The following is a 22,169-nucleotide window of genomic DNA, read 5'->3' as shown; positions in this document are numbered from 1 at the left end:
CGGGCGGGTGCCGGTACGGCTACCCGGCACCCCGCCTCATCGGCAAGCTGACCGGTTACTCCGCGACCTGAGGTCGGAGTCGTGGGTCCCCGCTCACGTCGAGCACCCGGCCGGACGCCAGGGCGCGGCCCTCCAGTGCCGCTCGGTGAGTCGCAGCACCCCCGCGAACGACCGGTCGCGGAACGGCGCAAGGGGCGGCGGGTGGAACCACTCGTCCGCTCGTCCGCCCCGGGTGCTGGCGGCCTGGCAGCGCCGGATCGCCGCGCTCTTCGGTCAGGAGTCGCCGTGAGCGGTGCCGTGCCCGGAGCTTTGCGGGAGTGTTGCGCCGCGTGAATCTTCCTGCGGAGGAGGGTCCGAGGGTCCCGGAGGTCTTGTCCGCGCTGCCGCGCCTGGCTAACTTTCGGTACGAAATTAACCCCGTGCCCTTCCCTGCCAGGAGCGTTCATGACTTCCCCGGTCCCGACCTCGCGGGTCTCCGCCCGCACCGTGCGCAGACTCGCGCCTCCACTGGTGGCCTTCGGCGAGTTCGTCGACGGCTACGACCTGCTCGTGATGAGCACTGCTCTGGTCTTCCTGACGCCGGCGTTCGCCCTCACCGCCACCGACAAGGGGGTGCTGGGCGCGGCGAGCTTCATCGGCGCGGCTATAGGCGCGCTGGTCTTCGGCGATCTGACGGACCGTTTCGGACGGCGTGCCATCTTCGTCATCAATCTGGTCCTGTTCGTGGTGTTCGCCCTGGCGTCGGCCTTTGTCACCAATGTGCCGGAGCTGGTGGTGGCCCGGCTGTTCATCGGCATCGGCGTGGGGATGGACATCCCCACCAGCTCCTCCTTCCTGGCCGAGGTCGCCCCGGCCAAGCGCCGCGGTCGCTTCGCCGGCTCGCTGCCCAACGCGATGTGGCTGCTCGGCGCGATCACCTCGGCGGCGGTCGCCATCGGGCTGCAGGGGAACCCGGACGCCTGGCGCTGGCTCTTCGGCCTCGCCGCCGTCCCCGCCCTGCTGGTGCTGGTCGCCCGCCAGTTGTTGCCGGAGTCCCCGCGCTGGCTGCAGGCCCAGGGGCGGCAGGCTGAGGCCGACGCCGTCTACGCCCGGCTAGGCCTGGAGAAGCCCGCTCACATCGCCCCCGCGACGGGTCCCCGCGGCTACCGAGCGCTGCTCGCCCGCCCGTACCGCACCCGCGCGCTCGCCTTCGGGCTGTTCTTCGCCGCCAACGGACTGGGCGGGGGCGTCAGCACCATCGCCGGGCCGCTGTTCCTGACCGCGGCCGGCCTGGACAAGTCCCAGGCCATGCAGTTCACCCTGTACGGATTCCTGGTGGGCCTGGGCGCGGTCGCCCTCGGGTCGCTCGTCGTCGACCGGGTCGACCGCCGCTGGTTCGGCGTCGCCACCGCCCTGGGCGCGCTCGCCTTCACCCAACTGCTGGCCTGGGGCGGTACCGGGAACCACACGGTGGTCTTCGTCAGCTGGCTGGCCTTCACCTTCTTCACCTGGATCGGTCCGGGCACGCTGGCCTGGATCTGGTCCACCGAGCTCTTCCCGACCGCGCTGCGCGGCGTGGGAACCGGCTTCACCCAGGCCTCGGGACGGCTCGCGATCGCCGTCACCGCGGGCTTCGGACCCACCGTGATCAGTGCCTGGAGCCTGCACTCGGTGGCGCTGTTCTCGCTGGCCTACCTGGTGTGCGCGGTGGTCCTGCTGGCCTTCCCCTTCTTCGCCACCACCGGTGCGGACCTGGAGCGGACCGCCGACGAGCAGCGGGAGCAGGCCGTCGTGACCGGGGGTTCCACCTCACGACCCGTCAGCGAGGTCGGTGGGACGGCTCTGGAATCCTGAGCGTCCTCAACCGCGATCCTGATCGTGATCCCGATCCTGATCGTGATCCACCCCCGTACCGCAAGGAGCGAGCGATGACAGCGCGGCCCGCCACCGGAGAACCGGCGCCCCGGACTGCCACAGCAGCCCAACCCCGCGATGTCGGCCGTCGCAATGTCGCCTCGATCATGCGGACGGTGCTGGCGCACGGCCCCCAGCCGCGCACCCGGATCGCCGAGCTCACCGGCCTGTCCGCGGGAACCGTCACCCGGCTGACGGCCCGTCTGACCTCGGCCGGAATGCTCGACGAGCTGCCCGGGGTGCTCGGCCCGGCCGAGAGCGGGCGCCCACGGGTCCCGCTGGACCTGCCGACGGCGCGCAACGCCGTGGTGGGCGTGCACATCGGGCTGCTCCGCACCACCGTCGGCCTGGTCGATCCGCGCGGCAGCGTGCTCGGCCAGGCCGTGCACCAGCACCACTCGCACGAGCCGGCGCAGCTGGTCGCCCAGGCGGCCCTCGGCGTCGAGCAGTTGATCGGGGAGCTGGGCGGTGGGCGCCGGGTGCTCGGCGTGGGGGTCGGCGTCGGCGGCTGGGTGGACACCGACCACGGCACGGTCGTGGAGCACCAGCCGCTGGGCTGGCGCGACGTGCCGCTGGGCACCCTGCTCACCGCGGCGCTGGACCTGCCGCTGCGCCTGGAGGGGACGGTGCGGGCGATGGCGCTGGCCGAGTCCTGGTACGGCGCGGCGACGCGGGTCGACAGCGCGATAGAGCTGTTCATCGGCAATGTCGTCGGCAGCGCCCTGGTGCTGGACCGGCAGATCCACCGGGGTCCGCGTTCCGCGGCCGGCACCCTGACACACCTGCCGGTGGCCGGCGCGCGGGGGGTGCGCTGCGACTGCGGGCGCACCGACTGCCTGCAGGCGGTGGCCACCGACAGCGCGGTGCTGGGCCTGGCCCGGGCCGCCGGTGCCGCGACCGAGGGCGAGGAGATCGAGGACCTGGTCCGACGGGCCGGCGAGGGCGACCACGCGGTCGCCACCCTGCTGCGCCGCCGGGCCCGCTATGTCGGCCGGGCCGCCGCGACCCTGCTGGACCTGGTCAATCCGGAGCTGGTGGTGCTGGCCGGGGGCCCGCTGCTGACCCCGGAGTTCCTGCCCGACGCCCGGCGCGAACTGGCCCGGCACAGCCAGCTCGGCGAACAGGCTCCGCAGCGGCTGGTGCACTCGGGCCTGGGCCCGCACTCGCTGGTGCTGGCCACCGCGGCGCCGTTCCTGGACGCCTACTTCAGCGATCCGCTCAGCTTCGAACGCGGGGCCGAGCACCTGGTGATCGGCGCATGAGCGAGACGCCGCAGCTCCGGCTGCACCGAGCGGCGGTCTCCTGGCGCACGACCTGGTGGGTCGTCACACTCACCGCCTCCGACGGCTGCACCGGACTGGGGGAGTCCTCGGACGCCGGCCCTGGCGCCCGACGGGTCTGGGCCGAGGTGGACGCGTTGCTGCGCGAGGGGGCGACGGTCGAGGAGACGATCGCGCTGCTGGGGGAGGGCCGGAGCGACGGCGATCCGGCCACCGATGCGGACGGCGACGACCCCCAGCGCGCTTCCAACCCCGACCGCGCCCCCGCCCCCGCCCCCGCCCTCGCCCGCGCCACTGTGCGCGGTGCGCTGGAGCAGGCCCTGACGGACCTTCGGGCCCGCCGGCTGGGCCGTCCGCTGTGGCAGGTCCTCGGCGCGGAGGAGGCCCGGCCGGTGCACCGCTACGCCAACATCAACCGGGCCCTGCGGACCCGTACCCCGGACGACTTCGCCCGGACCGCCGCGGCGGCCGAGGCGGCCGGCTACACGGCGGTCAAGTGCGCACCCTTCGACGGGCTGCCACCCGCACTCCGGCTGCGCGAGGGCCTGGCCAGGGCCCGCGCGGTCCGGCGGGCCCTGCGGCCCTCGACCGCGCTGATGGTCGACGCGCATCTGCTGCTCGGCGTGGACGAGGTGCTGACCGCCGCCCCGGCACTGGCCGCGCTCGACCTGCGCTGGCTGGAGGACGCCGTCGCCCTGGACGACGCGGAGGGACTGGCGGCCGTGCACGCCGCCGGGATCGCACCGCTCGCGGGCGGCGAGTTCGCGACGGGCCCCGCCCAGGTCCGCGCGGCGCTCCGCAGCGGGCACCTGGGCTGGCTGCTGCCCGACGTCAAGCACAGCGGCGGCTACGCGGCCGCGCTGCGCCTCGCCGACGAGGCCCGCGCCGCCGGCGTGCACGTCTCGCTGCACAACCCCAGCGGACCGGTCGCCACCGCGGCCGGCCTGCACCTGGCCGCCGCCTGCGGCCCGGACGCCGAGACCGAGTTCGCCTTCGGGGAGGCGAGTTGGCGCGGGCGCAGCGTCACGCCCGCCGAGCCGGCGGACGGGGCCTGGATGACGCCCCCTCAGGGCGCGGGCCTCGGCATCGACCTGGACCACCACTGGCAGCCGCACCCGCTGCCGCACCTGGACGGAGCAGCATGGCGACTCGACCTCGTGATCTGATCGGACGGACCGCCGTGGTCACCGGCGGGGCCCAGGGCATCGGGGCCGCCGTGGTCACCGAACTGCTGGCCCGTGGCGCGGCGGTGGTCTCCGTCGACCTGGCCGAGCCGTCCCGGGCCGACGGGGACGGTTTCGTGGCGGTGCGCGGCGACGTCACCGACCAGGCCGTCCTCGACGCCGCGTTCGAGGCGGCGGGCGAGCTGGGCGAGTTGGGCGGGCACCGCGGCGCCCGGATCCTGGTGCAGTCCGCGTTCGGCGGCGCACCGGCCCCGCTGGACGGGCAGCCCGAACCGGAGTGGGAGCGGATGCTGCAGGTGGTGCTGACTGCCGCGCGCCGCTTCGACGCCGCGTTCGTCCGCCAGGTCGAGGGGGCCGGCGCGGGGGACGGCCCCGACGCCGGCGCCATCGTCCACATCGCCTCCCCGCACGCCTTCGGCGCGGTGCCCGGGTACTCCGCCTACGCCGCGGCCAAGGCGGGTCTGCTCGCGCTGACCCGGGCCGCCGCGGTCGAGTTCGGCCCGCGCGGGGTGCGCTGCAACGCGGTCGCCCCCGGCTTCGTGCCGGTCGAGCGCAACCGCCACGTCTGGAGCGATCCGGGGCAGGCCGCCCGGATGCTGCGCGCCTCGCCGCTGGGGCGGTTCGCCGAACCGGCCGACATTGCCCGTGCCGTGGGCTTCCTCGCCTCACCCGAGTCGTCCTTCGTCAACGGCGCCTGCCTGGCCGTCGACGGCGGGATGACCGCCATGCTTCCCGAAGCGCTGCTGCGCTGAGGGCCGGAAGGAGCCACCCGCCATGAAGGAGGACCCCTGTTGTCGCCCTCGAAGCCGTCGCCCTCGATCCGAAAGCGGCGGGCGCTGCTCGCATTCGCCGCCACGCTCGCCACCGCCCTCTGCGCCGCCGTGCTGCCGCTCAATCCGGCCCCCGCCGCCGCTGCCACGACCGGCACCAGTACCGGTACCGCCTACTACGTCGACTGCGCCGCCTCCAGCGACGGCGGCGGCAGTCAGACGGCCCCCTTCAACTCCCTGGCCGACGTCAACGCGCTCGCCCTCCAGCCGGGTGACTCCGTCCTGTTCGACCGGGGCACCACCTGCCTGGGCAGCTTCACCCCGCACGGCTCCGGCACCGCCGCGGCCCCGATCCTGGTCGACGCCTACGGCAGCGGCGCGCTGCCGGCCATCGACGCCGACGGAGCCACGCAGGCCGTGCTGCTCTCCGACGAGTCCTACCTGCACCTGCGCAACCTCTCGCTGTCGGCCCCCGGCGACAACACCACGGCTCGGCGCGGCGTCTACGTCTACGCGGCGGACGCGGGCACCCTGCCCGGGATCGTGCTGCAGGACCTGGACATCCACGACGTCCGCGGCGCGCTGCCGGCGAAGACGACCACCGGCAACGGGACCGGGAAGTACGCCAACGCCTCCGGCGGCATCGTCGTCGAGGCCCAGGGCAGCACCACCCCCACCGCCTTCGCCGGACTGCAGATCCTGGACAACCGCATCCACGCGGTGGACCGCCAGGGGATCTACACCTGGTCCAACTGGTGCCAGAGCTCCCGTCTGGCCGCCTTCTGGGACACCCTGTGCACGGCAGCCTGGACCCCCTACACCGACCTGGTCGTCAGCGGGAACCTCCTCTGGGACATCGGCGGTGACGGCATCGCGCCGATGACCGGTCAGGACACCCTGGTCCAGCACAACACCCTGCGCGGCTTCAACGAGCGCTCCGGCTCGCCCAACGCCGGGATGTGGACCGCCAACAGCGTGGACGCCACCTTCCAGTACAACGACACCTCCGGCGGCAACAGCACCTCCGACGGGATGGCCTACGACGTGGACCACTCCACCGACGGCGTGGTCTTCCAGTACAACGTCTCGCACGACAACCAGGGCGGCTTCTTCCTGCTCTGCCCCTACAACACGCCCACCAGCGACTTCGTCATCCGCGACAACATCTCCGTCAACGACGGCGCGCGCGGGTTCCAGGTCTGCGACGGGGCGCTGAAGAACGGTCAGATCTACCACAACACCCTCTACCTGGCCGGCGGCATCAGCCAACAGATCGTCACCGAGTCGACCAGTTCGACCCTGGACGTGAAGTTCACCGACAACGCCGTTGTCCGGCACGGGAGTTCCGGCACCGTCGGCTGGACGCTCAGCGACCCGGCCTGGGTCATCGACCACAACCTCTTCTACGACGTGCCGGTCCCGTCCGGGGCGACCAACTCCGTGACCGGCGCGCCGCTGCTCAACGGCCGCGAGCTCGCCGACCCCTACGGCTACCAACTCGCCACCGGGTCCGCCGCCCTGTCCGCCGGCGTGCAGGTCGCCTCGGACGGGGGGCTGGACTACTTCGGCAACGCGGTTCCGTCGACGGGAGCGGTCGACATCGGCGCCTACCAGGGCGCGGCCGTCTGCACGCCGCCGATCGCCGACACCTTCAACACGGACACCAGCGGTGCGGCCCCCACCGGCTGGACCGTCACCGGAACCGCGTCCGGAGCCCTGGTCGGCGCCGACCCGGCCACGGGGGAGTACGGGTCATCGCTCCGACTCACCGGCCAGAGCAGCGATCTGACGGTGGCCCAGTCCTTCGCGGCGCCCTCCGGTGACGTCCGCGTGGACGCGCGGCTGTGGGCGGGGCAGACGGGTGCGGCCGTGGGCCTCCATCTCCTGGACGCCTCGGGCAACCCGGTGGCGCAGTTCAGCCTGGCCGCCGACGGCAATGCCGCCTACACCGACAGCGGCGTCTGGACCGACAGCTCCTTCGCCTACCCGGCCTCGGTCTGGCTGCCGGTCTCCCTGGTCCTGCACCCGTCCGCCGGTACCTATGACGTCTACGTCAACGGCATCCGACTGGCCACTGCCCACCTGACCACCGGTGCGGGGGCGGCCGCACAGGTCCGGCTGCGGGTGCCGGGAGGCAGCGCCGGCTCGTCCTTCGCCGCGGACGACTTGCTGGTCCAGCCGCTGAGCTGCTGACGACTCGACCCCGACCCCGGACCCCGGCCGGCGCTGCCCGGCCGGGGTCCGGGCGGGCAGCGCCGGGCGAGTTGGTGGGCAGGTGGTCAGGTCGTCAGGTCGCGGCGGGGCTGCCGGGGCGGTCGCGGGCTCCGCGGGGGGTGATGGCGGCGAGGCCGCAGGCGAAGACCAGGGCGGCGCAGAGGGCGGCGCCCAGGTCGTGCGGTGGGCGGGCCGGCCAGAGCCAGGGGGTGGTCAGCGCCGGTGGGTGCCACTGGGTGTAGAGCGCGTACACCGCGGCGACCAGGTAGGCCGTCGGTCCGGTCCAGGACAGCGCGCCGTCGATCGCGGCGGCGCACAGCAGGCCGATGCCGGTGAACCCGGCGACGTTGCGCAGCACGTCCAGTGTGCCGCCGGTGAGGTGTCCGCCGGTTCCGGCGGCGGCTAGCAGCCCGACCGCCGCCGCGGTCAGTGCGACCGTGACGGCAGGCCGCAGGAACGGCAGCCAGCGGCCGGTCACGCGTTCCGGTTCGCCGAACGGGCCGGCCACGGTGGCCGCGATGCTCACCGCGACGGCGGCCTCGAAGATCAGCGGCAGTTGCAGTGCGCCGTAGGCGTCCCAGTGCCCGAGCAGGGTGAGCCGCAGCCCGATGGCGCAGACCACCGTCGCCAGCAGCGCCCACGGGACCCTGCGGCCCACGGCGTACAGCCGCACCAGCCGGAGGGTGGGCAGCCAGGCGCCGGTCCGCTGCCGGCCGCTCGGTCGCGGGTCGGTCCGCTGTGCGCCGGTCACGGGAGCTGCGCCAGGGTGATCCGGCCGGCGCGCAGCGCCGCCAGGTGCTGCACCAGCCAGGCGTGCCGGGTGGAGGCCGGCAGTGCGGCGAAGCGTTCGGCCGCCGCGTAGGCCGGCGTCCCCGGGGCCAGGTCCGGCCACAGGTTGGGGTCCGCCCGGTCCGGTCCGCTGGACGGCGCCTGGGCCCCGGGCAGGCCCGCCGCCAGCAGCAGCCCCTTGGCCACCGCGTCCTGGGCCGGGGATTCGCCGGGCTGGTAGTCGACCAGGCGGGCGACCAGGTTGGGGCCGTAGGACTGCGCCAGCTGGTCCTGCAGCTGGCTTGCCAACCCCTTGGCGGTCATCGAGGGGCCCGGCAGTTCATCGGGGAGCACCAGCGGGAACACGTGCGCGGTACCGCTGGCGCGCGGGGCGGCAGGTCGGGCGGAGACGCCGTTGCTGGCCTGCTGGAGGACCACGCCCGTCTGCAGGATCCGGGTCGGCGCGCCGGGCAGGCCGGCGAGCTGGTCGAGCAGCGGTGTCAGGGTGTCGGTCACCAGGTGCAGCTCGGCGGCGTAGGCGGGATTGAGGCAGACCGGGATGGCGGTGTCGCTGCAGACCGGGGTGAACCGGAGCGGCTGGTCGTCGGCGGTGTTGTGCAGCGCCGGGATGTCGATCATGCCCTGTGTGTCCATGGTGCCGGTCCCGGCCAGCGCGACCGCGGTCCCGGCCGCCAGCAGACCGGCCGTCGTGAGGCCGGTCGCGGCCACCCGCACCGACCGGCCGGCCCAGCCGGCGGGCAGTGCGAGCAGGGCGAGCAGTGCGGCGGTGACCCCGGCGAGGAACATCACCTGGGCGATGGGCAGGTCGGGGACGAAGGGGTAGAAGGTCGCCGAGACCGCCTGCGGACCCAGGTCCCAGGGTCCGGTGACGATGGGTGAGATCTGCCAGGCGGATTGGCTGCCGTGGATCGGCTGGGTGGTGAGTGCGAGCAGGAAGAAGGCGGCGATGGCCGCCAGCGGCGCGGTGAAGCGGCTGGGCAGGAAGGTGCCGACGGCGAAGCCGAGGGCCGAGAACGCGGGCAGGCTCGCGGCGCCGACCGCGGCCGGCCACCACAGCGGGCCGCCCCAGCCCACCTGATGTTCCGTCACCCCGTACAGCACGGCCGCGCAGCCCAGGTAGGCCACCAGGGCCCAGATGGTGGTGGCGGCCCAGGGGGCGAGCAGCCGGGCCCACCGCGGCCGGGCGGTGACGGTCACCTGGTCGGTGAGCCGGCGGCGGGCCTCCCGTGACGCGGTCCAGGCCGCGGCGCCGGTCACCGGGACGGCGAAGTCGAGCACCGCGCCGCTCTGCAGCCCGGCCGCGCGCAGGTTCCACAGCGGCAGTTGGGCCATGTCCTTGCGGTAGGTGGTGAGCCAGAACAGTCCGATCGCGATCGGCAGCAGCCACGCCATCGCGTTGTGGCGCAGTTCCAGCCGCAGCAGTCGCAGCACCACCAGGTCCGCCCGGGTGGCGGCCGGTCGCTGGTCGGCCGCCGCCGGGGCGGACGTCGCCGCGCTCATGACCGTGCCTGTGCGAGGACGGCGCTGTAGCCGCGCTCGATCGGGGTGTCCCCGGCGGCCTGGCCGTCGCCGCTGGCGGCGAGGCCGTCCGGGGTGCCGTGGAAGACGATCCGGCCGCGGTCCATCAGGGCGACCCGGGCGCAGGCGGCCGCGACGTCCTCGACCAGATGGGTGCTCACCACCACGGTCGCGCGCTGCCCCAGGTCCCGCAGCAGCGAACGGAACGTCACCCGCTGCTCCGGGTCCAGGCCCGCGGTCGGCTCGTCGAGCAGCAGCAGCTCCGGTTCGTTGACGATGGCCTGGGCGATGCCGACCCGGCGCAGCATGCCGCCGGACAGGGTGCGCAGCCTGGCCTTCCGGCGGTCGCCGAGTTCGACCCTGTCGATCGCGGTGGCGACCGCGGCGCGGGTGCGGGCCGGCGGCACCTCCTTCAGCAGCGCGAAGTACTCGACGTACTCCGCCACGGTGAACCCCGGGTAGTAGCCGGGGTTCTGCGGCAGGTAGCCGAGTCTGCGCCGGATCTCGCGGCGCGGACCGTAGCGGCCCGGATCGCGGTCGAGCAGCCGCAGCCGGCCCGAGGAGGGCGGCACCGCCGTTGCCATCATCCGCAGCAGCGAGGTCTTGCCCGCGCCGTTCGGCCCCAGCAGCCCGAAGACCCCAGGACCCACCTGCAGGTCCACCCCGGCCACCGCCTGGACCGCGCCGAAGCGCCGGGTCAGGTCGGTGATCTCGATGTTCATCGTGTTGCCCCCTAGTGGATCGTTGACTGACTCCCAAGGCTGCCCGTCGGGCCGGGACGGATCGTCACCCCAGGGAGCCCGATCCGCGGTGCTACCACCGGGGGCGTTCCGGGCCCGGCGCGGGCGGAGTCATACCTGGGTATGACCATCCGGGTGTGATGATCGGACGGCTGCGGCGCCCTACGCTGGGACCGTGAATCAGCTGCCAGGGATCGTGTCGGCGGCCTGGCACGCCCTGGTCCAAGTGCTCATCGGCTCCGATCCGGCTCCGGCCGGGAGCCCGCGCACCGCGCAGGGCCGCCGGGCCGAGTTCGCCGTGTCGGCGGTGGCGACTGCGCTGCTGTGCCTGCTCAATGCGGCGCAGGTGAACGGGCCGGCCTCGGACGGTGGCGGGTCGCCGGCCGGCGTCGGGCAGAGGGTGCTCGCGGTCGTGGTGGTGCTGCCGCTGCTGCTCGCGGTGCGGTATCCGATGGCGGCCTGGCGGATCGGATGGCTCGCGCTGCTGCTGGCGCCGTGGCTGCCGGCCGCGTGGTGGGGCGGCTGGCCCTGGGGGCCGCCGCAGCTGCTGGCGATGCTCGCGGTGTTCTGCCTGGCGGCGGTGCGGCAGCGGCGGGCGGCGGTGTGCTGGATGTGGGCACTCAGCCTGGTCCCCTGGGGGTGGTGGCTGGTCATGGAAATGCCGAACCTGAACGGCCCGGCCAGTGCCACGGTGATGTTCACCGCCGCTGCGGTCGCGGTGGACAGTCTCGGCTCCCGGCTGCGCACCCAGCGCGAGCTGGCCACGCAGACCGTGCACACCGACACCGAACGGGCCCGGCGCGCGGTGCTGGAGGAGCGCACCCGGATCGCCAGGGAACTGCACGATGTGGTGGCCCATCACCTGTCGCTGATCGCGGTCCGGGCCGAGACGGCACCCTTCCGGCTGGACGAGTTGTCGGATCCGGCCCGGGCCGAATTCGGGGCGCTGAGCGAGGTGGCCCGCGAGGCGCTGACGGAGATGCGGCGGCTGCTCGGCGTGCTGCGCCAGGACCGGGCGGCTGGGCTCGAGCCGCAGCCGCAGCTGGCCGAGGTGCCGGCGCTGGTCGACGCCGCCCGGCGGGCGGGCGTGGAGGTCAGCCTGTCGGTGCGCGCGGAGCTCGGCCGGGTGCCGGCCGGAGTGGGGGTGTGCGCCTACCGGATCGTGCAGGAGTCGTTGTCCAACGCGAGCCGGCACGCCCCGGGCGCGGCGGTGACGGTGTCGGTGGACCACGAAGCGGGCGCCGTCCAGCTCCGGGTGGCCAATGGCCCGGCCGGCTCCAACGCCCGCTCGGGGCACGGGAACGGGAACGGGCACCAGAACGAGCGCAGGCACGGGCACGAGGACGGGCACGAGCACGGAAGCGGTCACGGGCTGACCGGGATGCACGAGCGGGTGGCGCTGCTCGGCGGATCGCTGTCGGCCGGGCCGACGCCGGTCGGCGGGTTCGTGGTGTCCGCGGTGCTGCCGCTCGGGGACGCGTCATGAGCGCGGCCGGGCCGGTCCGGACCCGCTGTCTGATCGCGGACGACCAGGCCATGGTGCGTGAGGGCTTCGCCGCGGTCCTCGCCGCCCAGCGCGACCTGCAGGTCGTGGGCCAGGCGGCGGACGGCGCCGAGGCGGTGTCGCTGGCCCGGGAGCTGTCGCCCGACCTGGTGCTGATGGACGTGCGGATGCCGGTGATGGACGGACTCCGGGCGACCAGGGAGATCCTGCGCGGCAGCGTGGAGCAGGAGCGGCCGCGGGTGCTGATGCTGACCACCTTCGACCTGGACGACTACGTCTACGAGGCGCTGCGGGCCGGGGCCAGCGGATTCCTGCTCAAGGACGCCACCGCCGCCGAACTGGTGCACGCGGTCCAGGTGGTGGCCGCGGGGGAGGCGCTGCTGGCGCCGACGGTGACCAGGCGTCTGATCGCCGACTTCGCCCGGCTCCCGCGCCAGGACGCGCCGCCCGCGCCGGCGCTCGACGTGCTCACCCGGCGTGAGACCGAGGTGCTGCGACTGATCGCCCGCGGCCTGTCCAACGCCGAGATCAGCGACGACCTGGTCATCGCCGAGCAGACCACCAAGACCTATGTCGGCCGGATCCTGGCCAAGCTCGGGCTGCGGGACAGGGCCCAGGCCGTGGTGGTCGCCTACGAGAGCGGTCTGGTGACGCCCGGTCCCGGTTGGCCGGGACGGGCGTAGCCGCCCGCCGGAGCGGCCTGGCGAGATTTCGCAATGCTGCAACATTCGGAGCGTTGTGAGTGGCCGTCGGCCGGGCTAAGAATGAACCATGATCACCCCGGGAAGCCTGTCCGAGGCCGTCCTCCGGAGTGCCGTGACCGTCGTGTAGGCATCAGTCGCGGACCGATCGTTTGGTCGGGACGGGTATGAACCTGGTGGGGCTGGGGTAGTCCCATGCAACAACTGGTGTCATGCGCATGCCAGATATTGACCGATTTAAGCAGAGTACGAAGCGAATGAGGGAGACGGGGGCACCTATGCGCGCTGTCCAACGACTGAGAGTCGCCGCCTGCGCGACGGCTCTGGCGGTCCTTGCTGTCGGCTGCTCGGGCGGCGGGGGTGGCGGCCACGGGGCGATCAGCAACGGCGAGAGCGCCAGCGCGACGAAGCTCCCGGTCAAGAAGGGCGGGACGGTCACCATCGCGGAGGTGGGCGCGCAGCCGGACTTCATCTTCCCGCTGGTTCCGGCGACCAACCAGAACGGTTACAACGCCAACCTCACCCAGCCGCTGTGGCCGTACCTGGTCTACGCGGGCGACGGCGCCAACTCGGTGGTGAACAAGGACAAGAGCCTGTTCAGCTCCCTGGACTACTCCAACGGCGACAAGCGGATCACCATCAAGCTCAAGAGCTGGAACTGGTCCGACGGACAGCCGGTGACCAGCCGGGACTTCACCTTCGTCTACAACCTGCTGAAGGCGAACGCCTCCAACTGGAGCGCCCACCTGGTCGGGCTCTTCCCCGAGGACGTCGCCAAGGTGTCCACCCCGGACGCCCACACCGTGGTGCTGGACCTCACCCAGGCGTACAACCCGGACTTCTACACCGACGACGTCCTCAGCACCATCCCGCTGCTGCCCCAGCACGCCTGGGACAAGACCTCCGCGACCGCGGCGGTCGGTGACGCCGACACCACGACCGCCGGCGCCAAGGCCGTCTACGCCTACCTGCAGAAGGAGGGCGCCAAGACCACCGGCTTCACCACCAACCCGCTGTGGCAGGTCGTCGACGGACCCTGGAAGCTGTCCGAGTTCCGGAGCAACGGCTACTACAGTTACGTGCCCAACCCGCAGTACTCCGGCACCGCCAAGGCCAACCTCGACAAGGTCGTCTTCTCGCCCTTCACCTCGGACACCCCCGAGATCAACGCCCTGCGCTCGGGCAGTGCCCTGGACATCGCCTCGCTGCCGCTGACCGACGTCAAGCAGGCGCAGGCGCTGGAGTCGAGCGGGTACTCGATCGCCAGCGTGCCGATCCCGGGTGTGGCCGAGATCGAACCCAACCTGTACAACTCCGCGGTCGGCGCCGTGCTCCGGCAGCTGTACGTCCGTCAGGCGATGGAGTCCCTGATCGACCGCAACCAGATCGTCTCCAAGGTCTACAACGGCTATGCCGACCCGGGCAACGGGCCGGTGCCGGTCAAGGCCAGCGGGGCCTGGGCCTCGCCGCTGGAGAAGTCCGGCGGCCCCTACCCGTACGACCCGGCCAAGGCCAAGGCGCTGCTGCAGGCGCACGGCTGGAAGGTGGTGCCGGGCGGGACGACCACGTGCGCGAGCCCGGGGACCGGCGCCGCGCAGTGCGGGGCGGGCATCACCGCGGGCCAGCCGTTGACGTTCAACCTGGTCTACTCCTCCGGCCGGGCCACCACGGACGAGCAGAACGCGGCCATCAAGTCCTCCGAGGCCCAGGCGGGCATCACCGTCAACCTCAAGTCGGAGCCGTTCAACACGCTGATCAGCACGATCGGCACCTGCACCGCGGCCTCCCACCCGTCCTCCGGCTGCGGCTGGCAGCTGGCCGAGTTCGGCTACGACCCGTACCCGCTCTACCCCAACGGCACCGGGTTCTTTGACACCGGCGGCTCCAGCAACTCCGGCGGCTACTCCGACCCGAAGATGGACCAGCTGATCAAGGCCACCGAGTACGGCTCCTCGACCCAGGCGTTCAGCGAGTACGAGGACTACGCGGCCCAGCAGCTCCCCTGGCTGTGGCTCCCCTTGCGGGAGAGCCTGCTGGTCTACCGGAAGAACCTGCAGGGCGTCGTCCCGCTCAACCCGTTCTCGGCCGCCCAGGACTTCGAGGACTGGGGCTACAGCTCGTGACGGGGACGCTGTGACCACCTACCTCATCCGGCGCACCGGCGAGGCGATCGTGGTGGTGATCGGCGTCATGGTGCTGACGTTCGTCATGATCCACCTGGTGCCGGGCAGCGCCGCCCGGGCCACCCTGGGGACCCGGGCCACGGCCGAGCGGATCGCGGTGTTCAACGCTGCCAACGGTCTTGACCGGCCGTTGGCGGCGCAGTTCGTGACCTTCGTGAAGCAGGCCGCCGAGGGCAACTTCGGCACCTCCTACTCGCTGAACCAGCCGGTGTCCACGCTGCTGGCGCAGCGGCTGCCGCGTGACGCCGTGCTGCTCGGGCTGTCCACGCTGCTGGCGCTCGCGGTGGCGCTGCCGATGGGGATCTTCCAGGCGGTGCGCCGGGGCCGGGTCGCCGACCACGTCTTCACCGTGGTCTCCTTCGTGCTGTACTCGATGCCGGACTTCTTCTTCGCCCTGCTGCTGATCGCGGTCTTCTCGGTGCAGCTGCACCTGCTGCCCTCCGAGGCACCGCAGGCGGAGTCCGTGGCCGGGATCCTGGCCGACCCGCGCGCCCTGGTGCTGCCGGTGGTCACGCTGACCCTGGTCAGCGTGGCCGGCTTCAGCCGGTACATGCGGTCCTCGGCGATCGGCACCCTAGCCCAGGAGTACGTCCAGGTGGCCCGGGCCAAGGGACTGCCGGAACGGCTGGTGCTGCGGCGGCACGTGCTGCGCAACTCGCTGCTGCCGGTGATCACCGTGCTGGGGCTGTCGGCCCCGGGGGTGGTGGCCGGCGCGGTGATCGCCGAGTCGGTCTTCAACTACCCGGGCATGGGGCTGCTCTTCTACCAGGCCGCCACCAGCAAGGACTACCCGATCATGCTCGGCTCGACGCTGGTGGTCGGTGTGGCCACTGTCGTCGGCAGCCTGTTCGCCGACATCGCCTACAGCCTCCTCGACCCCCGGATCCGCTATGTCGACGCTTGAACCCATCGAACCCCTGGAGCCCCTGGACCTGCCGCAGCCGGTGGACGCCCCGACCGTGCCGCGCGGCTCCGGACGGCTGTGGGCGGAGGCGTTCGTCCGCAACCGGCGCGCCCTGGTCGGACTGGGCATGGTCGCGGTGATCGCCGCGTTCTGCTTCATCGGACCGCTGCTGTACCGGACCGACCAGGTCACCGTCCAGCTGGACCTCGCCGACCTGCCGCCCGGCAGCGGGAATCCGCTGGGCACCGACGCCTCCGGGTACGACGTGCTGGGGCGGCTGATGGAGGGCGGCCGGTCCTCGCTCGAACTCGGCTTCGCGGTGGCCCTCACCACGACCGTCATCGGCACCCTGTACGGCGCCATGGCCGGCTACCTCGGCGGCATCGTCGATGCGGTGATGATGCGGGTGATCGACACCTTCCTCGCCATCCCCGGCATCGTGCTGCTGCTGATCATGGTCAGCGTGTTCACGCCCACGTTGTGGGGGATCATCCTGCTGCTCTCGCTGCTGTCCTGGCTCGGGGCCGCGCGGCTGGTCAGGGGCGAGGTACTGTCCCTGCGGACCAGGGAGTTCGTCCAGGCGGCGCGGATGATGGGCGGCACCGGCGGGCGCATCGTGCTGCGCCACCTGGTCCCCAACGCCGCGGGTGTGATCATCGTCAGCGGCACCTTCACCATCGCCGACTCGATCCTCACCCTGTCGGCCCTCAGCTTCCTCGGACTGGGGCTGCCGCCGCCGCACGCCGACTGGGGCACCATGCTCTCGGCCGGCCTCAACTCCCTGTACGACGGCTACTGGTGGCTGGTCTACCCGCCCGCGGCGATCCTGATCGTCACCGTGGTGGCCTTCAACCTGATCGGCGACGCCGTCCACGACGCCCTGGACGTCCGGCTGCAACGCCCCTGACCCGAGGCCCCCAGAGCTCCTGAACGCCGCAGCTCCTGAACGCCGCAACTGATCCGAGGACAACGCGCATGCCCCTGCTCGAGGTCAGCAACCTCACCACCCACATCAGGACCCGTCGCGGGGTCGTCCGGGCCGTGGACGACGTCTCCTTCACCCTGGAGGCCGGCGAGACCCTGGGCCTGGTCGGTGAGTCCGGCTGCGGCAAGTCCATGACCGGACTCTCCCTCATGGGTCTGCTGCCGCCCGGCGGCGCGGTCGTCGGCGACTCCTCGGTGCTGCTGGACGGGCGCGAGCTGGTGGGACTGCCCGACCGCGAGCTGCGCCGGGTGCGCGGCAACGACATCGCCATGGTCTTCCAGGACCCGATGACCTCCCTGGACCCCACCAAGACCATCGGCCACCAGGTCGCCGAGTCCGTGCTGCTGCACCGCGGCTGCACCCGGGCCGAGGCGACCGAGCGGGCCGCCGAGGTCCTCGGCCTGGTCGGCCTGCCGCACCCGCGCGAGCGCCTGAAGGACTATCCGCACCAGCTGTCCGGCGGCCTGCGGCAGCGGGTGCTGATCGCCATGGCGCTCGCCAACGAGCCCCGGGTGCTGATCGCCGACGAGCCCACCACGGCCCTGGACGTCACCATCCAGGCCCAGATCCTGGCCCTGCTGGCCGACCTGCGCACCCGGCTGGGCATGGCGATGATCCTGATCACCCATGACATGGGGGTCACCGCCGGTCACACCGACCGGGTCAACGTCATGTACGCGGGCCGCATCGCCGAGAGCACCGGCACCGACCGGCTGTTCCGCGGCATGCGCCACCCCTACACCCAGAGCCTGCTGGCCTCGGTGCCCCGGCTGGACCAGGACCCGTCGGTGCAGCTGCCCACCATCCCGGGCCGGCCGCCGGACCTGACCGCGCCGCCCGGCGGATGCCGCTTCGCCGAGCGCTGCCGCTACGCCACCGACCGCTGCCGCACCGAGGAGCCGCAGCTGACCGGTGCGGACGATCACCGCTACGCCTGCTGGCACCCCACCAGCGGCCCGCTGCCCGCCGGCACCACCGCCGCGGTGCCGCGCCCTGACGGCCCGTCACCATCACCGTCACCGGCCGACCGGCCGCTGCTGGAAGCACGGGACCTGGTACGGGAGTTCCCGGTCCACGGGAACCGGCTGCCGGGACGCGTCCGCCGCGTGGTGCACGCCCTCTCCGGAGTCTCCCTCGAACTGGGACCCGGCGAGACCTTCGGCCTGGTCGGCGAGTCCGGCTGCGGCAAGACCACGCTGGGCCGGCTGCTGGTCGGCCTGGACCGCCCGGACACCGGCACGGTCACCCTGGACGGGACCGACCTCGGCCGGCTTCGCGGCCGCGAGCTGCGCGAGCGCCGCCGCGACCTGCAGATGATGTTCCAGGACCCGTACTCCTCGCTGGACCCCCGGATGCGGGTCGGCAGCATCCTGCGCGAACCGCTGCAGATCCAGGGCATCGGCACGTCCCGCCAGCAGAAGGCCCGGGTCGCCGAACTGCTCACCGAGGTCGGCCTGCCCGAGCGCGGCGCGGAGCTGTACCCGCACGAGTTCTCCGGCGGCCAGCGCCAGCGCATCGGCCTGGCCCGGGCGCTGGCGCTGACCCCGAAGCTGATCGTCGCCGACGAGCCGGTGTCCGCGCTGGACGTGTCGGTGCGGGCCCAGGTGCTCAACCTGATGAACCGTCTGCAGGCGGCGCACGGACTGTCGTACGTCGTCATCTCGCACGACCTGGCGGTGGTCCGCTACCTCGCCGACCGGATCGGGGTGATGTACCTGGGCCGGATGGTCGAGGTCGGCAGCGCCGACGACATCCAGCTGCGCGCCGCCCACCCCTACACCGCCGGGCTGCTGAAGGCCGTTCCGGTGCCCGATCCGGAGCTGGAGCGGGCCAAGCGCGGTACCGGCATCAGCGGCGAACTGCCCAGCCCGGTCGACCCGCCCTCGGGCTGCCGCTTCCGCACCCGCTGCCCGCTGGCCCGGGAACGCTGCGCGGAGGAGCAGCCGGTGATGCGCGCGTTCGGCCCGGAGCACACCGCGGCCTGCCACTTCCCGCTGTCGACCCCGCTGGCCGACGCCGCGGCGGGCCGGCTCAGCGGCGGGGGTGTGCCAGGCTCCGCAGGTGGGCGCTGACGGCCGCGGTGGTGCGGGCGGTGTCCCCGGTGGCGAGCAGGTCGAGCAGCGCGCCGCGGAGCACCGAGAGCAGCAGGGTGCGTTCGCTCAGGCCCTGCGCGGTGGCGCGGTGGGTTGGGTCCTGGGCGGCGGCGAAGACCTCAAGCCAGTCGGTGACGGTCTCCCGGGCGAAGCCGGCCCACGGTCCCGAGTCGTCGACCAGCGAGCGGGTGTAGGCCTCGGCCCACAGGGTGGGCATCCGGCGGTGCCGCGGATCGGCCAGCCAGCCCCAGACCGCCTCGCCGACGTGGGCCAGGTCGTACTGGCGCGGTGTCAGCCGCAGCGTCTCCAGCATCTGCAGCTCGTCCTCGCGGGCGCGCGCGATCAGGGCCTGCACCAGCCCGTCCTTGCTGCCGAACAGGAACAGCAGCACCCGCGGGCTGCTGCCGATCGCCTCGGCGAGCGGGCGCAGCGACATCCCCGCGAGTCCGTGGTCCAGGACGTGGGTGTAGGCCAGTTCGAGGAGTTGCCGTTTGCGGAGCGAATCCGCCGGAGCCGAGGCGTTCACCCTGGCCATTATGCTTTACTGAAACAGTCGTTTCAGTCCGACTGCCGGGGAGGGTTCCGATGGGTGAGGCGCGAGCGGTGATCAGGCCGGCCGACCGGCCGGGAGATCTGGGCTGGGTGGTGATGGCCCACGGCGAGCAGTACGTGGCGGAGTTCGGCTGGGACGGCAGCTTCGAGGCGCTGGTGGCCCGGATCGTCGCGGACTTCGCGGCCGGCCCCGATCCGGCCCGGGAGGCCGCCTGGGTCGCCGAGCTGGACGGCCGCCGGGTGGGCTGCGTGTTCTGCGTGGCCGGCGCGGAGCCCGGCACCGCCCAGCTGAGGCTGCTGCTGGTCGACGCGGCCGCCCGGGGGCACCGTCTCGGCACCCGGCTGGTGGCCGAGTGCGTGGAGTTCGCGCGCGAGGCCGGGTACCGGCGGATGCAGCTGTGGACCAACCACCCGCTGGCGGCGGCCCGCAGCATCTACCTCGCCGCGGGGTTCCGGCTGCTGAAGGAGGAGCCGCACCGCAGTTTCGGGGCCGATCTGATCGGCCAGACCTACGAACTGGAGCTGACCCCGGCGGGTCACCCCGCCGGGGTCTGAGGGCGCCGGCTCAGATGCCGAGGTGCAGGACGATGCCGCCGGTGTGGGTGGTCATCAGTACGCCGAGCACGACCAGGTCCGCCGCGCCCAGGGCGAGGCCGAGCAGGGCGCGCCCGCGGCGCCGGGTCCCGCGCGCCAGCGAGACGGCGGCCAGGGCCAGCGCCAGCGGGCCCAGGACCACGTTGAGGATGAACAGGCCCAGCAGTCCGATGATGAAGGACGCGACCGCGGTGTCGTTGCCCGCTGCGGTGCTGCTGAGCGGGGAGGCGGGCTGGGGGACGGGCTGGGAAGTGGGCTGGGAGGTGGCCATCGGTCAGTTCCCCTGTGCGGCGCGGCGGCGGGCCCGGGCGGCCCGCTCGCGGAGGGCGAAGACGATCAGCCAGCCGCCGACGAAGACGGCGGCGACGGCCTGGGCGGAGGGGCTGAGGTAGGAGGAGGCGCCCCACAGCAGCGAGCTGAGGGCGAGGAGTCCGATCAGGAGTGCCATGACGCTTCCGTTCGGCAATTGAGAGTACATCTGTTCACTGACTTCGTTCAGACTACCCCCGGCCCGCCCTCGCCAGGTCGGGAGAACAGTTGTTTACTGTATGACGTGAGCCACACCCTCGGAACCCGGCAGGCCCAGAAGCAGCAGACCCGGCAGTCCCTCCTGGACGCCGGCCTGCGGCTGCTCGAACACCAGAGCCTGAGCAGCGTCGGCCTGCGCGAGGTCACCCGCGAGGTGGGCATCACGCCCAGCGCCTTCTACCGGCACTTCCGCGACCTGTCCGAGCTGGGCGTGGCGCTGGTGGACGAGTCCTTCGGCAGCCTGCGGGTGATGGTCAGGACCATCCGCTCCGAACGGGCCGCCCCGGACGAGGTGATCGACCGCACCGTCGACGTGATAGCCGAGTACGTGCGGCTGCACCGCGCCCACTTCCGCTTCCTGGCCCGCGAGCGCCACGGCGGCGTGCAGCCGGTGCGCGACGCGATCGACGCCCGCTTCCGGCAGTTCGCCGACGACCTGGCCCGCGACCTGGCCGCGCAGCCGGAGTCCGAGGGCTGGGACCCGCAGGACGTCAGGATGCTGGCCGACCTCTACGTGGACCACACCGTCAGCACCGCCGCCGCCCTGCTGGACGCGGACGGCGACGCCGCCGCGGAACAGCGCATCACCGCCACCGCCCGCCGCCAGCTGCGCCTGATCAGCCTGGGACGCCGGCACTGGCTGCGCGGCTAGGTCACTGTTCCTCCGCCGAGCCCCCTGCCGAGCCCGCCGCCGAACCGCAGCGCACCGGAGCCAGTCGCGCCGGCAGCCCGAACCAGGCGAACAGCTCCGGCTGGTTGAACGACACGATGCTCGCGATCCGGCCCTCCCTGACCGTGAGCACCTGGATCGCGTGCGCGTGGTGGTCCCCGTCGGGTCCGCGCAGGTAACCCGCCACGGAGGGCTGGCCGTTGGCCCTGACCGGCAGCATGCGGAACACGCCCGGCCCGGACAGCACCCGGTCGGCCAGGAAGCGCCCGACCAGGTCACGACCGGCGAACCAGGTGGCGCCCGGCGGCATCTCCAGGGTGACGTCCGCATGGAGCAGCTTCACCAGGGTGTCGACGTCCGCGTTCTCGAAGGCCGCCGTGTACCGGTCCAGCAGCGCACGGTGGTCGGCCCGGTCCGGCTCGGACGACGCCTCCAAGGTCGGTGCCACGTCCCGCAGTTGGACCCGGGCGCGATGCAGCGCGCTGTTGACGGCGGGGACGGTGGTGTCCAGCAGGTCGGCCACTTCGCCGGCCCGCCAGGCCAGCACGTCGCGCAGGATCAGCACCACCCGCTGCCTGGCCGGCAGGTGCTGCAGCGCGGCGGCCAGTGCGAGCCGGACGCTGCTGCGCGCGGCGACGATCGCCGCCGGGTCCCCGTCCGGTGCGCCGCCCGCCAGGCCGGCCAGGGCGTCGGGCAGCGGCTGCACCCAGGCGGTCCCGGGCAGATGGGTCAGCGGCCGGTCGGCGGTCGGCTCGGCCGCGCCCAGACCGGAGGGCAGCAGCCGGCGGCTGCGGTGCTCCAGGGCGGTCAGACAGGCGCTGGTGGCGATCCGGTAGAGCCAGACGCGCAGCGAGGAGCGGCCCTCGAAGCCGTCGTAGAAGCGCCAGGCGCGCAGATAGGTCTCCTGCACCAGGTCCTCGGCGTCCTGCGCGGAACCGAGGATGCGGTAGCAGTGGACCAGCAGCTCGCGCCGGAACGGCGCGGTGAGCCGGACGAACTCCTGGCTGTCGGCCATCAAGGCCACCCCTTCCCGCGCCCGCCGTGCACGGTCACCCGAACCGCCACCG

The 22,169-nt window shown here is 73.0% G+C and carries 20 protein-coding genes; 13 read left to right on the top strand and 7 right to left on the bottom strand.

What is annotated here, in order from left to right; translation table 11 throughout:
* Window positions 1-444 precede the first annotated feature (444 nt).
* The 5 genes from ABUW04_RS05080 to ABUW04_RS05060 all read left to right on the top strand — a co-directional run bounded on the left by ABUW04_RS05080 (window position 445) and on the right by ABUW04_RS05060 (window position 7,320).
* Window positions 445-1,833, top strand: coding sequence for an MFS transporter (locus ABUW04_RS05080; RefSeq protein ID WP_380563101.1), 1,389 nt, complete (start codon window positions 445-447; stop codon window positions 1,831-1,833).
* A 74-nt stretch (window positions 1,834-1,907) separates the two neighbouring features.
* Window positions 1,908-3,155 (top strand): ROK family protein, encoded by a 1,248-nt coding sequence (locus ABUW04_RS05075; protein ID WP_051725197.1) that lies wholly within the window; start codon window positions 1,908-1,910, stop codon window positions 3,153-3,155.
* Complete coding sequence (locus ABUW04_RS05070) at window positions 3,152-4,339, top strand: enolase C-terminal domain-like protein (protein ID WP_380563099.1); 1,188 nt, start codon at window positions 3,152-3,154, stop codon at window positions 4,337-4,339. Before ABUW04_RS05075 ends, ABUW04_RS05070 begins: the two co-directional genes overlap by 4 nt.
* Window positions 4,315-5,109, top strand: coding sequence for an SDR family NAD(P)-dependent oxidoreductase (locus ABUW04_RS05065; RefSeq protein ID WP_380563097.1), 795 nt, complete (start codon window positions 4,315-4,317; stop codon window positions 5,107-5,109). Before ABUW04_RS05070 ends, ABUW04_RS05065 begins: the two co-directional genes overlap by 25 nt.
* A gap of 39 nt (window positions 5,110-5,148) precedes the next feature.
* Complete coding sequence (locus ABUW04_RS05060) at window positions 5,149-7,320, top strand: hypothetical protein (protein ID WP_380563095.1); 2,172 nt, start codon at window positions 5,149-5,151, stop codon at window positions 7,318-7,320.
* A gap of 94 nt (window positions 7,321-7,414) precedes the next feature.
* On the opposite strand, the gene ABUW04_RS05055 is transcribed toward ABUW04_RS05060, so the two are convergent.
* The 3 genes from ABUW04_RS05055 to ABUW04_RS05045 are packed head-to-tail and all read right to left on the bottom strand — an operon-like array spanning window position 7,415 to window position 10,370.
* On the bottom strand, window positions 7,415-8,092 hold the full coding sequence (locus ABUW04_RS05055; RefSeq protein WP_380563093.1) for a hypothetical protein: 678 nt from the start codon (window positions 8,090-8,092) through the stop codon (window positions 7,415-7,417).
* Window positions 8,089-9,630, bottom strand: a complete 1,542-nt coding sequence (locus tag ABUW04_RS05050; RefSeq protein ID WP_380563091.1) for a hypothetical protein — start codon at window positions 9,628-9,630, stop codon at window positions 8,089-8,091. The genes ABUW04_RS05055 and ABUW04_RS05050 overlap by 4 nt, the downstream gene beginning before the upstream one ends.
* Window positions 9,627-10,370, bottom strand: a complete 744-nt coding sequence (locus tag ABUW04_RS05045; RefSeq protein WP_380563089.1) for an ABC transporter ATP-binding protein — start codon at window positions 10,368-10,370, stop codon at window positions 9,627-9,629. Before ABUW04_RS05045 ends, ABUW04_RS05050 begins: the two co-directional genes overlap by 4 nt.
* Window positions 10,371-10,563: 193 nt before the next feature.
* Here ABUW04_RS05045 and ABUW04_RS05040 point away from each other — a divergent pair, with 193 nt between their 5' ends.
* The 6 genes from ABUW04_RS05040 (at window position 10,564) to ABUW04_RS05015 (ending at window position 18,737) form a co-directional block, all read left to right on the top strand.
* Complete coding sequence (locus ABUW04_RS05040; RefSeq protein WP_380563087.1) at window positions 10,564-11,874, top strand: sensor histidine kinase; 1,311 nt, start codon at window positions 10,564-10,566, stop codon at window positions 11,872-11,874.
* Window positions 11,871-12,575 (top strand): response regulator, encoded by a 705-nt coding sequence (locus ABUW04_RS05035; RefSeq protein WP_380563085.1) that lies wholly within the window; start codon window positions 11,871-11,873, stop codon window positions 12,573-12,575. The genes ABUW04_RS05040 and ABUW04_RS05035 overlap by 4 nt, the downstream gene beginning before the upstream one ends.
* A 296-nt stretch (window positions 12,576-12,871) precedes the next feature.
* Entirely contained in the window at window positions 12,872-14,716 is a 1,845-nt protein-coding gene (locus ABUW04_RS05030; protein WP_380563083.1) for a peptide ABC transporter substrate-binding protein, read from the top strand.
* Window positions 14,717-14,726: 10 nt separating this feature from the next.
* Complete coding sequence (locus ABUW04_RS05025; protein ID WP_030253154.1) at window positions 14,727-15,680, top strand: ABC transporter permease; 954 nt, start codon at window positions 14,727-14,729, stop codon at window positions 15,678-15,680.
* Entirely contained in the window at window positions 15,667-16,587 is a 921-nt protein-coding gene (locus ABUW04_RS05020; RefSeq protein WP_380563081.1) for an ABC transporter permease, read from the top strand. Before ABUW04_RS05025 ends, ABUW04_RS05020 begins: the two co-directional genes overlap by 14 nt.
* 68 nt (window positions 16,588-16,655) lie before the next feature.
* On the top strand, window positions 16,656-18,737 hold the full coding sequence (locus ABUW04_RS05015; protein WP_380563079.1) for an ABC transporter ATP-binding protein: 2,082 nt from the start codon (window positions 16,656-16,658) through the stop codon (window positions 18,735-18,737).
* Here ABUW04_RS05015 and ABUW04_RS05010 read toward each other — a convergent pair.
* Window positions 18,697-19,284: a TetR/AcrR family transcriptional regulator gene (locus ABUW04_RS05010; RefSeq protein WP_380563077.1), complete on the bottom strand. Its 588-nt coding sequence runs from the start codon at window positions 19,282-19,284 to the stop codon at window positions 18,697-18,699. The two genes, ABUW04_RS05015 and ABUW04_RS05010, sit on opposite strands and share 41 nt — an antisense overlap.
* 59 nt (window positions 19,285-19,343) lie before the next feature.
* Between ABUW04_RS05010 and ABUW04_RS05005 the strand changes: the two genes are divergently transcribed.
* Window positions 19,344-19,865 carry a GNAT family N-acetyltransferase gene (locus tag ABUW04_RS05005; RefSeq protein ID WP_380563075.1) on the top strand — a complete coding sequence of 174 codons (522 nt, stop codon included), beginning with the start codon at window positions 19,344-19,346 and terminating at the stop codon, window positions 19,863-19,865.
* Window positions 19,866-19,875: 10 nt separating this feature from the next.
* Here the strand turns inward: ABUW04_RS05005 and ABUW04_RS05000 are convergent, their stop codons facing one another.
* Together ABUW04_RS05000 and ABUW04_RS04995 are read right to left on the bottom strand one after the other, a co-directional pair.
* Window positions 19,876-20,175: a DUF4190 domain-containing protein gene (locus ABUW04_RS05000; RefSeq protein WP_380563073.1), complete on the bottom strand. Its 300-nt coding sequence runs from the start codon at window positions 20,173-20,175 to the stop codon at window positions 19,876-19,878.
* A 3-nt stretch (window positions 20,176-20,178) separates the two neighbouring features.
* Complete coding sequence (locus ABUW04_RS04995; RefSeq protein ID WP_380563071.1) at window positions 20,179-20,352, bottom strand: hypothetical protein; 174 nt, start codon at window positions 20,350-20,352, stop codon at window positions 20,179-20,181.
* A gap of 105 nt (window positions 20,353-20,457) precedes the next feature.
* Between ABUW04_RS04995 and ABUW04_RS04990 the strand changes: the two genes are divergently transcribed.
* Complete coding sequence (locus ABUW04_RS04990; RefSeq protein WP_030253142.1) at window positions 20,458-21,084, top strand: TetR family transcriptional regulator; 627 nt, start codon at window positions 20,458-20,460, stop codon at window positions 21,082-21,084.
* Window position 21,085: 1 nt separating this feature from the next.
* Here the strand turns inward: ABUW04_RS04990 and ABUW04_RS04985 are convergent, their stop codons facing one another.
* Window positions 21,086-22,126: a sigma-70 family RNA polymerase sigma factor gene (locus tag ABUW04_RS04985; RefSeq protein WP_380563069.1), complete on the bottom strand. Its 1,041-nt coding sequence runs from the start codon at window positions 22,124-22,126 to the stop codon at window positions 21,086-21,088.
* Window positions 22,127-22,169 lie beyond the last annotated feature (43 nt).

The sequence above is a fragment of the Streptacidiphilus jeojiensis genome, from assembly GCF_042510965.1.
Classification (GTDB): Bacteria; Actinomycetota; Actinomycetes; order Streptomycetales; family Streptomycetaceae; genus Streptacidiphilus; species Streptacidiphilus jeojiensis.
The sequence above is the reverse complement of the archived record's forward strand: the minus strand, read 5'-3'. Positions and strand labels throughout refer to the sequence as shown.